Genomic DNA, 13,544 nt, shown 5'->3' on the forward strand with positions numbered 1-13,544 from the left:
GGACGGCACTCCCTTGAACGTCCGGAAATCGGCAGCCCGCGACCCGCTCACGCGCCGTCGAAGGCGTCCTCGAAGGCCTGCACGTCGTCAGCCCCTCCCACGTCGCTCACGCTGTCGTCGGCCCGTCCGGGCTTCCCGCTCTCGACGTCCCGGTCCAACTGGTCGATGAGATGGACGAACGATCCCGGGTCGGGGACGAGGAAGATGCGGAGCGAGAACGCCACGTCCGTCTCCTCGATATCGACCAGCGAGTCCAGTACGATAGTCAGCGAGTCCCGTCGGACGTGTGAGAGCGCCGCGTCGGCGACGGCAGACGCCTGTGCCTGTTCGACCGTCGGCGTCCCCATGTCGATGGTCGTCTGGAGCGTGTTGGCGATACCGTCGATGAAGCCCGAGGTGAGGATATTACACATCTCCTGCAGTGCCGACTCCTGCAGTTGCGTGAACTCCCCGTCGACGTCCGTCCCGGTCATCAACCGCGCGATCTCGGCGGCCGTCTCAGTCGAGAACGTCATCAGGAAGACGCCGTACGGCGGCTCTGTGAGTCGGATGCGAGCGTTGTAGATTTCACCGGCACCCATCTCGGTGACGATGTCATCGGGTTGGACGAACGAGATGCTCTTGATCTCGACTGCGGCGTCGACGCCCGCAAGCGTCCCCAGCGATCCTGCGACCTCCTCGGCTCCGTCCTGAATGAGCTCAGTGATAAGTGTCAGTTTCCGCACGTCGATGAGGAGCGGCATACCTCCGACCCACAACCCGTCGGATGTTACCGTTTTCGGTCGGTTCGATAGTGAACAGAACCCCACGAAGCGAGCGCAGATGTGAGCACGCTTAAGCCGCCCCACCCGCTTGACACATCCATGGAACCACGGGACCTCTCCGCTCACACCGTCTACCGGGCGGGCCGCGGTATCGAGGAAGTCGCTCGGGAACTCGGTCTCGACCCCGAGGAGATGGTGAAACTCGCGTCGAACGAGAACATGTTCGGCCCCAGCCCGCGGGCAGTCGAGGCGATTCAACACTCGGCCGAGCGGATGCACTCCTACCCCAAATCGTCGCACGCCGACCTCGTCAAAGCGCTCGCCGAGAAGTGGGACGCCACTCCGGAACAGGTGTGGCTGAGCAACGGCGGCGACGGCGCGCTCGACTGTCTCGCTCGCGCGATGCTCGAACCCGGCGACGAGGTGCTCGTGCCGAAACCCGGCTTCGCCTACTACGCGATGAGCGCCCGCTACCACCACGGCGAGGTCAGCGAGTACGAACTCTCGAAGGCCGACGACTTCGCGCAGACCGCCGACGTCGTTCTCTCCGCCTACGATGGCGAGCGTATCGTCTACCTCACCAGCCCGCACAACCCGACCGGCGCGGAGTTCACCACCGACGCTGTTCGAACAATCGCCGAGGAGACCGACGAACAGACGCTCGTCCTCGTCGACGAAGCCTACGGCGAGTTCAGCGACTCACCGAGTAAGCGCTCGCTGCTGGCCGACCGCGACGACGTGGCGCTCTTGCGGACCTTCTCGAAGGCGTACGGACTGGCCGGCGTTCGACTCGGCTATGCCCTCGTCCCCGAGGCGTGGGCCGACGCTTACGCCCGCATCAACACGCCCTTTTCCGCGAGCGAACTGGCCTGCCGGGCAGGGCTTGCAGCGCTCGAAGACGACGACCACGTCGAGCGCTCCGTCGAGACGGCGGCGTGGGCCCGAGAGTTCATCAGTGACAACTTGGCCGCCGACACGTGGGAGAGCGCGGGCAACTTCGTCCTCGCGGCGGTCGAGGATGCGTCCGCCGTCGCCGAGGCCGCCCAGGAAGAGGGCGTCATCGTCCGGGACTGCTCCTCGTTCGGCCTCCCCGAGTGCATCCGCATCACGTGTGGCACCGAGGAGGACACCGAACACGCCGTCTCGGTGCTGAACGAGGTCATCGAGGTGGTCGAGGCGTGAGAATCGCGGTGACCGGGACGCCCGGAACGGGCAAGACCACGGCGACCGAGCGGCTGGAGACGGACCTCGACGTTGTCCACCTCAACGACGTCATCAAGTCCGAGAAGTTCTCGACTGAGATGGACGAGGAACGCGGCAGTCTCGTCGCCGACATGGACGCCGTGAGCGAGTGGCTGGACGGCCGTGAGGAGGTTCTCTTCGAGTCGCATCTCGCACACAACTTCGAAGCCGACCGCGTAGTCGTGTTGCGCGCTCACCCCGACACCATCGTCGAGCGGTTGCGCGAGCGCGGTGACTCGGATTCGGAAGCATCCGAGAACACCGGGTCGACGGAGGCGCCCCCAGCTCTCACTCGCAAAGCTCGTGAGAATGCGGAGTCCGAGGCCCTCGACGTGATTCTATCGGAAGCCGTGAACCGCCACGGGGCCGAGAATGTTTACGAGATCGACACGACCGACCGCGACCCCGACGAGGTTGCAGCGGAGATTGAATCCATCCTCGTCGACGAGCGCGAGCCGAGCGCCGGAACCGTCTCCTACGTCGACTGGCTATGACACTCGACAGATTCCGCTCGGTCGCCGACCGCGCGCTCGGCCCGTTCGTCGGGGCCGCACAGACCGCTGGTCTCTCTCCGAACGGCGTCAGCGTCATCGCGTTCTTGCTGGCCGTGGCCGCCGGCGTGGTCTACGGCGTCGCCGCGACCGACCCGTTCCTCTACTTCGTGGGTGCCGTTCTCGTCTTTCTGAACGGCTGGCTGGACCTCGTCGACGGTGCGCTCGCCCGTGAGCTGAACGTCGCGTCGTCGGGCGGCGACCTCTTGGACCACGTCCTGGACCGCTATGCCGACATCGTCATCATCGTCGGCCTCGCGGCGGGCATCGGCCGCTGGGCGCTCGGCATCGCCGCGGTGACCGGTGTCCTCATGACCTCCTATCTCGGGACGCAGGCCCAAGCCGTCGGGCTAGACCGTGTCTACGGCGGCTTACTCGGCCGAGCCGACAGGCTTGCCCTCGTGGGCATCACGACGGGAGTGGCCGCGTTCGTCACGCTCCCGCTCGGCCCGCTCTCGCTGGTCGGGTGGCTACTCGTCGTCTTCGCCGTCGTCGGTCACCTCACCGCCGTCCAGCGCTTCTACTACTCGATGCAGGCGTTGGAGTAGGGCCAGCGCACCATTTATACCGCGGCCCCTCCAACCCCGGCGTATGGTTCAGTGCGAGATGTGCGGAAAGGAGGTTTCGTCTCCTAACCGCGTCAAAATCGAGGGGGCCGAACTCGACGTCTGCGACGAGTGCACCGACTTCGGGACCGAGGTGAAGACCCAAGAGTCGTCGTCCGCGTCGACGAAGTACTCGACGTCGTCGAGCGGGTCCAGCGGGTCGTCTTCTTCCTCTTCGTCGTCCAGTTCGTCGTCAGGCGGGTCCTCGCGCCGCCGGGACATGTTCGACGAGATGGACGAGATCGCCCAAGACTTCGACGACCAGATTCGGTCCGCCCGCGAGTCGGAGGGCCTCAGCCAGCAGGAGCTGGCACAGCAACTCAACGAGAAGGCGAGTCTCATCCGGAAACTCGAACAGGGCAACTCTCTGCCCAGCGACGACGTGCGCAAGAAGCTCGAACGTTCGCTCGGCATCGACCTGAGCGCCGGCGGCAGCAGCGAGGAGACGGAGTGGTCGGGCGGCAACAGCGAGGGCAGTTACACGCTCGGCGACGTTGTCGAACGGAAAGATTAGAGGCGCAGGTCCCGCTCTTCGACATCTAGTTCCGCCGAGAGTTCGTCTACACGTTCTTCGATCTCCGCGATTTCGGCCTGTAGCCGCTGATACCGCTCGCTCTCGTCGAGTTCTGCCTGCGGTTTCTCGACTTGTAAGACGTTGCGCTTCAGTTTCCGCGTCGTGAGGTCCTGCAGGTTATCGCTGTAGGACGCGACCTTGCGGAGCCGCTCGACGACCGAGACGAGGTCGTCGCGGGTCACGGGTTTCACGAGATAGTCGTCGACACGCATCTCCAGGATGTCGAAGTCGGGATCGACCGCAGTCACCATCGCCACCCGACACGGGAGTCCCCGCTCTTCGATTTCGGCGAGGACTTCATTACCGGAGATGACCGGCATCCGCCGGTCTAAGAGGACGATGTCGATATCATCCGAGAGCATCGCTAGTCCCTCCTCGCCACTGTAGGCCGTCTTCACGTCGTAACTGCCGTCCAGATAGTCCGTGTAGAGATCTGCGAGGTGTTGTTCGTCTTCGACGACGAGTACCGTCGTTGGGTCGTCCGCGGAGGTCACGGGTTATCTCTGAAGGTATATCTCGTCCAGTGTCTTAATTGTCACCGTCGGTCGGCACTAGCGTGCCAACTGCTCGCTCGCAACCTATTTCCCGGCGGCCTTCGGTTGGTGGGACATGTTCGTACTCGTCAATCTGAAGGCGTATCCGTGCGATCCGATCGAGGTAGCGACCGCCGCGGCGGACGTGAGCGACGACTCCGACGTCCGCATCGCCGTCGCGCCGCAGGCGGCCCACATCGGCGCCGTCGCCGACACCGGCGTCGAGACGTGGGCACAGCACGTCAGCCCGAACGAACACGGCAGTCACACCGGGAGCACGCTCGCCGAGGCCGTCGCCGACGCCGGCGCGGTCGGCACGCTCCTGAACCACTCGGAGAACCGACTGAAACTCGCCGACATCGACGCCTCGCTGGACGCCGCTGACCGGGCCGACTTAGAGACCATCGTCTGTGCGAACAACCCTGACCAGATCGGTGCGTCCGCGGCGCTGGGCCCGGACGCCGTCGCCGTCGAACCGCCGGAACTCATCGGTACCGGCACGCCGGTCAGTCAGGCCGACCCCGACATCGTCACGGGCGCTGTCGACGCCGCCGCTCGCGTGGACGGGGACGTGGACGTGCTCTGTGGTGCGGGCATCTCGACCGGCGAGGACCTCGTCTCCGCCAGCGATCTCGGCGCGACGGGCGTCTTGCTCGCGAGCGGCGTGGCGAAGGCCGACGACCCGCGGGCGGCCCTCGAAGACCTCGTCGAGCCGCTGAACTGAGTAGAGAAGGGAGTCTCCGCTATTCTTCGGTGTGCGTCTCGATAGCCGCGCGCTCGATGCGCGAGGCGTACTCCTCGACGGTCGCCTCGTCCAGCGACGCGTCGCTCTCCTCGCGGACGAGGTCGCGGAGCCGGTAGCCGTACTTCCCGCGGCCGACGTGTTCGACGAGGCCCCGGAGTCTGAGGACGCGGTTTCGCGCGTACGCCGACGTGCGGTCGCCCGACCCGCCCGCCGAGAAGTGGGCGTTGAGCGGCGTCCCCGGCCCCTGCTCCATGTAGTACGCGAGCATCCGCCGGGTCTTGTCTTCCAGTTCCTCGATGTCGGCGAGTATCTCCCCGACGACCGCGTCGTCGGCCTCGGTCCCCGCTGCCGCGTCTGCGTCGGCATCGTCCTCCACCGCGGCGATGGCCGCCGCGAGCGCCGCGTCGTCGGCAGTCTCCGCATCGTCGGCAGTCTCCGCGTCGTCAGTGACCTCGCCGTTCTCGCTCGCTTGCGCCCCGTTGCTGGATGCGCCGTTCGCCGACGCGCCGTTCGCGTCGACAGCCGTCTCGCTGTCGCTCCCACCATTCATCGCTATTCCGTCGGCTGCGAACGCACTGAAGGCGTCGCCGAACCCGCCACCGGAGGTGGTGTCAGCTACCGAGTCCGGGTCCGCAGTCTCGTCGTCTGCCTCCGCTCCGGCTCCCGTTGCATCCGCGTCGGCCCGTTCGCTTTCGTCGCCGTTCTCGGCGAAGGCGTTTAGACTGACGTGTTGCTGGCGCATCTCCTCCTGTGCGGTGCGACCGGGATTCACCCCTTCGACGTGGCCAACCAGCGCATTCGTGAACTGCTTGGCCATCCGCTGGAGGTCGCGGGCGTCCTGCAGTTCCGTCTCCAATTCGGCGATGCGGGAGTTCTTCTTATCGAGTTCCTCGCGGAGTTCGTTGATTCGGCTCTCCGTGGCCTGTTTCTCCTCGCTTATCGTCTCTAACTCCGAGACCAAGTCGTCGCTGACCGACTTGAGCTCGGGTCGCTCGAAGTCGTCCAGCCCCGGCGTCGCGCCGGCGTCGAAGGTCTTCTTGCGGTGGAACTGCACCCGGCGGACGGACTCTGCCCAGTCGGTCATCATGAACGCCTCCCCGTCGTTCAAGTCCTCGACGGCATCCGCGTAGTTGTTGTCGAGGATGCGCCCGACGACCTTCGTGTCGTTGTTCCACGTCAGTCGGTGCCACACCAGCCAGTCGCACTGGGTGATGTAGTCCTTCTTCACGTCGGCGGGTCGCTGACTGATGCCGACGATGCCCAGGCCATGTTTTCGTCCGCGCTTCCCGATTTTGATGAGCATCCGTCCGACTTCGCCCATGCCGCCCTTCTCGGGAATCCACTCGTGGCACTCCTCGACGAGCATCAGGAACGGCTGTTTTTGCTTTTTCGCCTTGGCGAACAATTGCTTCGAGACCTGCGTCAGCAGTTCCTCGGCCTCCTGTTCGTCTAAAAAGGAAGAGACATCGAGAATAATCGGGACGTTCTGTTCCAGCGCGAGCGAGGCGATCTTGCCCGCGTGTTCCTCCGTCACTTGGATATCACACTCCTCGTCGCCGCCGACGTGGAGAATCTCGTACTCCTCTTTCAGTCCGTAGTACTCGCCGTCGATGTCGACGATGAGCAGGCCGAAGCCGTTGTCGAGCAACTTCTCGGCGACGACGCTCGCGGTGTTTGACTTCCCCGACCCCGATTTGCCGGTGATGAACCCCCGACCAGTCAGCAGTTCGACGACTGGGATATCGACGGACTGTCCCGGTTCCTCGGCCCCACCCGGCCCGGAACTCGTATCCGCAACTGTGATTTGTTCAGTCTCTGCCATGCGTTCGTGTCCGGACTCACCACGCCGCGTCCCATAACTCTCCGTCAGACGAGTGTCATATAACCAATCAGTTGTCCGGCTGATACGTGAGCAAGGGCTATTGCGCTGGCTCGCCTCGTACTACTCGAATCGGCTCGGTATCACATGACCCGCTACGACACCTTCGTCGAGGACGGGACGGTCTTCGTCGGGAGCGACGACGGCCCGATCGAGGTCGCACCGCTGTCGGCCGTCGTCGACGCCGTCGGTGGTCCGGCGTGGACGATCTCCTACTCCGACGCCGAGAAGGCGCGCCACCCGGAGATGAACGTCGACGACGAGGGGTTGGTCGTCGACGTCGTCGACATGCTCAACGCGATGACCCACGGCGAGCGGTTCGTGGCGACGCTCGCGGCCCACCCGACGACGGTTCCCGAGGAAGACACCATCTCGCCGCGAGCGGGGCTGTTCGTCGGCAAGTTGCTGGAGAATCTGGAGAACGGCGTCTCCTGAGACGGGTTACGTGAACTCGCCCAACGACGCCTGTCCCTCGGAAGTGGTCGCGTTGGCGTCACCTTCGGCTGTCTCGCCGTGTGATTCACCGTTCGCGCCTTCCGCCCCCTCCTCGTCGTTTTCGAAATCGGTCAGCGATATCTGACCGTCCGGCGTCTCGGGCGAGGACGCGGCGGACGGAGGAGTGGCGGGGGCATCGCTCCGTGTCTGTCCGTTCTGTGTCTGACCGCTCCCTGTCCGGTGTTCTGTGTCCGAATCGCGTCCCTCGAACCCGGTGAGACTGGCCTGTTCACCGGCCGAGAAGTCCAGGTTGGAGACGCGCACGCCGACCTTCCGGACGGCGGCGTCCTCAAACTCCGAGAGCAGGTCCAGCGCCACCGACTCGACGAGGTCGGCGTCCGCGACGGGACCGGGAAGCGACCGAGCGCGCGTATGTATCTCGTAGGGCGGTTCGACGACCTTGATGCCAATCGTCTGATACCGAGCCTCCTTACGGTGGGCGCGGTCGGCGACCGCCGCCGCGAGCGTCCCGATCTTCTGCCGTTTCTCCGCCGTGTCGTTGACAGCCTCGGTGAACGCCGACTCTCGCGAGAGGCTCTTGGGGTCGCCTTTGGGCGTGACGGCACGGGTGTCCTCGCCGCGAGCGTAGCGGCGGATCTCTCGGCCGCGCTCGCCGAAGTGGTCGTTGAGTGGTCCCGGGTCCGCGTCGGCGAGGTCCCCCGCCGTCTCGATGTCCAACTCGGCGAGTTTGCGGGCGGTCACCGGCCCGACGCCGTGGACCTCCTCGACGGGGAGGTCGGCGAAGAACTCGCGCACCTCGCCGGGACGGACGACGACCAGCCCGTCGGGTTTCTCGCGGTCGCTCGCCACTTTCGCGGCGCTGAGTGTGGGTGCGAGACCGACGCTCGCCACGACGCCGACCTGGGACTCGATGGTCGCCTTCAGATCGGCGGCCCACGCCTCGGCGTCGTCCCACGCCACCGTCTCGGTGACATCGAGGTAGGCCTCGTCGATGCTCACCTCGCGGACCACGTCGGCCGCGTCGTGAATAATCTCCTTGACCTCACCGGCGACGGCCTCGTAGTGGTCCATATCGACCGGCCGGTAGTGGCCCGCCTCGTCGAGAGAGAGAACAGGGTCGTCGGCCGCTTCGACTTTCCGCGGGAGGCGCTCCAACGCCTCGGAGATGGCCATCGCCGATTCGACGCCGAACTCGCGGGCCTCGTAACTTGCCGTGGCGACGGCCCCGTGGGTCTCGTCGCTCTCGTAGCCCATGCCGACGACGAGCGGTTCGCCTTCGAGTGCTGGTTCGCGCTGTCGTTCACACGCCGCGTAGAAGCAGTCCATATCGACGTGGGCGACCACCTGCGCCGGCTGACTGGTCCCGGGAAGCCGCGCGGCGTCCATACCGGTGGCTACACGTCCGTAGTAAAAACCCCTCCGGCGAGACCGGCGTGCTATCGCTGCTCGTCCGTCCCGGTCGCGGCTTCGTACACCCGCGTCGGACCGTCGATGCGAGACAGATTCGCTCGGAGCGCGTGGGCCTGTTCGTCCGACGCCGCCGGCGTCAGCGTCACGGTAATCTCGCCGTCGAACGAGTGGGCCTCCAGTTGGCTCCGGGCCTCGAACAGGCGACCGTAGCCGTCGCTGCCCCACTCGACGGCCGTCGTGAACACCATCGCGGTGAAATCGCGGCCGTAGTTCGCCTCGGCCTTCGTCGAGAGCGCATTGAGTCGCTGGCCGACCGACGAGAGCGAGCGCAGCGTCGGGATAGCGAGCACCACATCAGTGACCGGGTAGGACGGCCTGTCGGCGAGATCGGGCGCGTACGCGCCGTCGATCCGTTCGAACGCCGGCCCGTCGGTCACGCGGAACGCCACCAGACGCGAGAGGCCGTCGGCGAAGAGGTGCGCCTCGGCCCGCGGGACCATCCCCGCACCGATGGGCGGCGTCTCGCCCGCCCTGATGACTGCGGCCAGCACGCTCATACACAGAGAGTCGACGCCTCGCTCACTGAAACGACTGTCGCAGAACCGAAACGGATACGTCGGCGAGTTGCCCGCTCCGCCGACGTACACTCGGCCACCGATACCAATCCTGTAGCGACGGCGGTCGTTCCCGCCGGGAGCGTCGGTGGCTCCATGCTAACGTACATCACAGAGGTACTTCAATCTTGTTCCTACTGAGAGACAGGTTCTCAGCAGGGTACGTTCGGAGGGGTATGTGACGAGATGGTGGGTAAATACGACGTATATCACTAGAGTTAACTACTGATGACCCCTGGTAACGCCAAGTCATAGATGGACAGTGTAGAGCCCGTTTCTCCTGATCGGACGCTCTCCTCCGATATCACTGTCCTTCACGTCGACGACGACGAGCAGTTTCGGCGAGCTACGGAGTTAAAGCTGGGACGAGAGCCGAACATCACCGAGATACACTCCGCCGATTCGGTCGATGCCGCGCTCGACCGCTACGCCGACGAGGAGCTGGACATCGACTGTATCGTCAGCGACTACGAACTTCGGGAACGAACCGGCATCGACCTCTTGCGGATCGTCCGCGACGCCGACCCGAACCTCCCCTTTATCATCTTCACGGGGGCCGGGAGCGAGGATGCAGCGTCCGACGCGCTCTCCGCCGGCGCGACGAACTACCTCCAGAAGGGCAGCGACGACATCCGGTTTACCGTGCTGGCGAAACACATCAGACAGGCCGTCGAGAACCGTCGCGCCGAAAAGGAGATCCACCGCGGGTTCAAGGCGATCGAGATCACGAACGAAGGCATCGCGCTCGTGACCCCCGACTTCGAGTTCAACTACGTCAACGAGGCGTTCGCACACCTGTTCGGGTACGACCAGAACGAGCTACGGGGCAAGGGGTGGGACTGTGTCATCCCCGAAGAAGTGACCGCGTACGTCGAACCGAAGTTCAAGCCCGCGATGGACCAGTGGGAGACGGAGACGACGGTCACCGAATCGGACGGCACCGAGATTTCACTTCACATCACTATCTCGCCGATCACGAACGATGGGTTCGTCTGCGCCGTCGAGGACGTCACCAAGCGAAAGGAGCGCGAAGCGGCCCTCGAACGCGAGAACGAGCGTCTCGACCAGTTCGCGAGCATGGTGTCACACGACCTTCGAAACCCCATCAACATCGTCGAACTCTACACGAAAGAGGCGCGCAAGACCGGCGACGAGGAGTACTTCGACGAGATCGAGGCGGCCACCGACCGGATGAAAGACATCGTCTCCGACCTCCTCACGCTGGCTCGCATGGAGGAGATCGAGACGGACGACTCCGTCTCGCTCTCGACGCTCGCCAGCGAGACGTGGGCGAACACGGAAACCGAGAACGCCTCGCTCGAAAACGAGTTCGGCGACGGGCGTGTCGTCGCGAGCGAGCCGCGACTAAAGGAACTGTTCGCCAACCTGTATCGGAACGTGGCGGCACACGCCGGAGCGGACGTGACCGTTCGAACGGGGCGGACGGCCGACGGGTTCTTCGTCGAGGACGACGGCACCGGTATCCCCGAAGCGGACCGGGAGCAGGTCCTCGAAGCCGGCTACTCGACCGGCGGGACGACCGGGTTCGGGCTGACCATCGTCGCACAGGTGGCGAACACTCACGGGTGGACGCTCGATATCGACGAGAGCGAGAGCGGCGGGGCCCGCTTCGAGTTCGGTGACGTAGAGTTCGCCTCTCGATAGCATTTCTTAGCCGACGTACTGCGCCCAGAGCACGATAACGCTCGGCGTAACCACCATCGCCGTGAGATACGAGTAGAGGATGGAGAGCGCCGTGAGCACGCCGAACTGTCCCAGAACCGGCGTGATAGCGAGCACGAGGACGCCGGTTCCGCTGACCGTAGTCAGCATGCTGCCGGTGAGCGCGCCGCCGGTCCCAGTGACAGTGGCCCGAAGCGCCGAGACGACTGCGTCGGGCCGTGCATCGGTCCCCCGTTCTCCAGAACCGGGGTTGGCCTTGTCGTCCACGCGCGCGTCGTATTCGTCGACGAACCGGTGGACGAAGTGCGCCGAGTAATCGATACCGAGGCCGAGCGAGATTGAGAGGATGGTCGCGGTGAGCGCGTTGAACGGCAGGCCGAAGTATCGCATCGTCCCCGCGAGCGACGCGACCGTGACGAGAATCGGGACGAGATTGACGACGCCGAGCGACGGCCGGCCCACGAGCGCGTAGTAGACGACGACGAGGAAGAGTGCCGTCGCGGCGAGGGCAACGAGGAGGCTCCGGACCGACGACAGGAGGATCGAATCGGCGACGTCCTGAAAGACGACGAGGGCCCCAGTCGCGGTGGCGTCGTACCGATAGCGGTCGGCGACGACCCGCGCGTCGCGCGTGACGGTCGACTGCTCGGCGTCGCTCTCGGTGGTGTAGACGACGCGCGTGCTCCGGAGGTCCTCGGTGACGTAGCGAAGCGTCTGCTCCCGGGCCGGCGAGGACAAAAGCGCGTCGAGGATTGCTTCGAGGTTGTCGTCGGGGACGCCGTCGTTGTCCACGTCACTCCGGCGGAGCAGGCGAGCGAACGACGCGGACTGATTCGCGCGCGACCGGATCACATCGAGGATACTCTCGGCCTCGGCCCGCCGGTTCTCCACGACGAACGACTCCGGCGGGTCCAATCCCGCCCGCTGGATAGACTCTAGGGCATCGTCCTGCCGCAACGGTCGTCTAAGGTAGACGACGACGGTGTCGTCCTGTGCCGAGGCGAAGTTCTCTTCGAGGAAGTTCGTCCGCTCGGTGACGGTGTACTCGCCCGGTCGAAACGGCTCGGGCAGTTCTTCGAGGTAGTCGGGGTTGTCCTCCGGCGGGAGGAAGTCGTCCTGTGAGAACGCCGTATCGACGCCCGTTCCGTAGTAGCCCGCCCACGCGGACCCAAGCAACACGACGACGAGAAACGCGGCCGGTGCCCGGCGCGCGATGGCTACCCCGACCGGGAGGACGCGCCCGAGCAGCGTCTCCTCGCGGCCGAGCGGTCGCTGGAACGGCATCGGGATACCCAGCGAGTCGAACAGTTCGTCGACGGCAACCTTCGCCGCCGGGAGGAAGACGCCGAAGATGAGGAACGTGAAGACGATACCGACGGCCGCGATGATACCGAAGTCCCGTATCGGCCCGAGGTCGCTGACCGTATTCGCGCTGAACCCGATGACCGTCGTCCCGGTGACGATGAAGAACGCGACCAGCAACTGTCGGTTCGCCACGGCCATCGACTGGCGAATGTCGAACCCCTCGGCGCGCTCCTCCCGGTAGCGGTTGATGGCGTGTAAGCCGAAGTCGATGCCGACCGCGAGCAACAGCGGCGGGATCGCGATGAGCAGTTGCGTGAAAGGGATGCCCGTAAGCCCCAGAAAGCCGAGCGTCCAGACGATGGTCATGACCAGCGAGAGAACGCCGAGAACAAGGTCCACGGGGTTGCGGTAGGCGTAGACGAGGAAGACGAAGATGAGCGCGACGGCGGCGGGGACCACGATGAACAGCGAGTCGAAGATGATGGTCGAGAATTCCGCCGCGACGAGTCCCGACCCGAAGACGACGAGGTTCCCTCCCGACGGCTGGACCATTCGCTGGATTCGCTGTTGAATCGGGGTGAGCGGGCTGTCTCCACCCATTCCTGCGGCTTCGTCGACGCCGCCAGGGATGCGGTGCTGGACGACAGTTATCGTCGCCGATGCGCGGGCCGATTCGGCGTTGAAGTCCTCGCTCAGGAGGCTTCGAAATCCGGGCCCTTCGGCGGCCTCGCTCACCGCGCGGTCGATCTCCGCCGGAGCGGCGTCCTCGACGGCCCGAATCTGTTCGTCGGGCGTCGTCGCCGATGGGTCGAGCGTCCGCGCGACGGTCCCGGCCGCGCTATTCGTCGAGGCGACCCGGAGGTCCTCCCGGGATTCGAGGCGCTCCAGAATGTTCAACATTCGCAGGAGTTCGGGTTTCGAGAGGACGTTCCGTCCCCGGTGGATCAACTGTGTATTGCCGCCACCGGTCTCGAACGTCGGGCCGAAGTCCTCGTTTACCCGGTCGAACGCCGTCTGGGCGGGGCTGTCCTGCGTGAACTGCTCGGTCCCGGCTTCGGTCGAGATGCTCGTCAGTCCGGGGGCGAACAGCGCCGTCACGAGGACGAAAGCGACGACGACGGTGGTCGGTCGTCCGACGACCACGTCGTTGATGCGACCCAGAATACTGTCCAGTGACGCCACG

General features: G+C 65.1%; 13 protein-coding genes. 7 read left to right on the plus strand and 6 right to left on the minus strand.

The window, feature by feature from the left end; all coding sequences use genetic code 11:
• Window positions 1-47: 47 nt before the first annotated feature.
• Window positions 48-743, minus strand: a complete 696-nt coding sequence (locus tag E4S61_RS05955; RefSeq protein ID WP_135302968.1) for a chemotaxis protein CheC — start codon at window positions 741-743, stop codon at window positions 48-50.
• A 120-nt stretch (window positions 744-863) separates the two neighbouring features.
• Here E4S61_RS05955 and hisC point away from each other — a divergent pair, with 120 nt between their 5' ends.
• The 4 genes from hisC to E4S61_RS05975 are packed head-to-tail and all read left to right on the plus strand — an operon-like array spanning window position 864 to window position 3,676.
• Window positions 864-1,946 carry a histidinol-phosphate transaminase gene (gene hisC, locus E4S61_RS05960; RefSeq protein ID WP_135302969.1) on the plus strand — a complete coding sequence of 361 codons (1,083 nt, stop codon included), beginning with the start codon at window positions 864-866 and terminating at the stop codon, window positions 1,944-1,946.
• The gene (locus E4S61_RS05965) at window positions 1,943-2,500 is read left to right on the plus strand and encodes an adenylate kinase family protein (RefSeq protein WP_135302970.1); all 558 of its coding nucleotides are present in this window, start codon (window positions 1,943-1,945) and stop codon (window positions 2,498-2,500) included. Before hisC ends, E4S61_RS05965 begins: the two co-directional genes overlap by 4 nt.
• A complete protein-coding gene (locus E4S61_RS05970; protein ID WP_135302971.1) occupies window positions 2,497-3,105 on the plus strand; it encodes a CDP-alcohol phosphatidyltransferase family protein in 609 nt (202 codons plus the stop codon). The genes E4S61_RS05965 and E4S61_RS05970 overlap by 4 nt, the downstream gene beginning before the upstream one ends.
• A 43-nt stretch (window positions 3,106-3,148) precedes the next feature.
• Window positions 3,149-3,676 (plus strand): multiprotein bridging factor aMBF1, encoded by a 528-nt coding sequence (locus tag E4S61_RS05975; protein WP_135302972.1) that lies wholly within the window; start codon window positions 3,149-3,151, stop codon window positions 3,674-3,676.
• On the opposite strand, the gene E4S61_RS05980 is transcribed toward E4S61_RS05975, so the two are convergent.
• Window positions 3,673-4,230, minus strand: coding sequence for a response regulator transcription factor (locus tag E4S61_RS05980; protein ID WP_135302973.1), 558 nt, complete (start codon window positions 4,228-4,230; stop codon window positions 3,673-3,675). The genes E4S61_RS05975 and E4S61_RS05980 overlap by 4 nt on opposite strands.
• Window positions 4,231-4,345: 115 nt before the next feature.
• Here E4S61_RS05980 and tpiA point away from each other — a divergent pair, with 115 nt between their 5' ends.
• Window positions 4,346-4,993, plus strand: coding sequence for a triose-phosphate isomerase (gene tpiA, locus E4S61_RS05985; protein ID WP_135302974.1), 648 nt, complete (start codon window positions 4,346-4,348; stop codon window positions 4,991-4,993).
• Window positions 4,994-5,012: 19 nt separating this feature from the next.
• Here the strand turns inward: tpiA and E4S61_RS05990 are convergent, their stop codons facing one another.
• Window positions 5,013-6,836 (minus strand): ATP-binding protein, encoded by a 1,824-nt coding sequence (locus E4S61_RS05990; RefSeq protein WP_135302975.1) that lies wholly within the window; start codon window positions 6,834-6,836, stop codon window positions 5,013-5,015.
• 144 nt (window positions 6,837-6,980) lie between these two features.
• Here E4S61_RS05990 and E4S61_RS05995 point away from each other — a divergent pair, with 144 nt between their 5' ends.
• On the plus strand, window positions 6,981-7,328 hold the full coding sequence (locus tag E4S61_RS05995) for a hypothetical protein (protein ID WP_135302976.1): 348 nt from the start codon (window positions 6,981-6,983) through the stop codon (window positions 7,326-7,328).
• Between the two features lie 6 nt (window positions 7,329-7,334).
• Here the strand turns inward: E4S61_RS05995 and dinB are convergent, their stop codons facing one another.
• The gene (gene dinB / locus E4S61_RS06000) at window positions 7,335-8,735 is read right to left on the minus strand and encodes a DNA polymerase IV (RefSeq protein ID WP_135302977.1); all 1,401 of its coding nucleotides are present in this window, start codon (window positions 8,733-8,735) and stop codon (window positions 7,335-7,337) included.
• A gap of 50 nt (window positions 8,736-8,785) precedes the next feature.
• Entirely contained in the window at window positions 8,786-9,316 is a 531-nt protein-coding gene (locus tag E4S61_RS06005; RefSeq protein ID WP_135302978.1) for a hypothetical protein, read from the minus strand.
• Window positions 9,317-9,628: 312 nt separating this feature from the next.
• Between E4S61_RS06005 and E4S61_RS06010 the strand changes: the two genes are divergently transcribed.
• A complete protein-coding gene (locus E4S61_RS06010) occupies window positions 9,629-11,038 on the plus strand; it encodes a hybrid sensor histidine kinase/response regulator (RefSeq protein ID WP_135302979.1) in 1,410 nt (469 codons plus the stop codon).
• A 6-nt stretch (window positions 11,039-11,044) separates the two neighbouring features.
• Here the strand turns inward: E4S61_RS06010 and E4S61_RS06015 are convergent, their stop codons facing one another.
• On the minus strand, window positions 11,045-13,543 hold the full coding sequence (locus E4S61_RS06015; protein ID WP_135302980.1) for an efflux RND transporter permease subunit: 2,499 nt from the start codon (window positions 13,541-13,543) through the stop codon (window positions 11,045-11,047).
• Between the last annotated feature and the right edge of the window lies 1 nt (window position 13,544).

The organism is Haloarcula amylovorans (assembly GCF_004681185.1).
Taxonomy (GTDB): Archaea; Halobacteriota; Halobacteria; order Halobacteriales; family Haloarculaceae; genus Haloarcula; species Haloarcula amylovorans.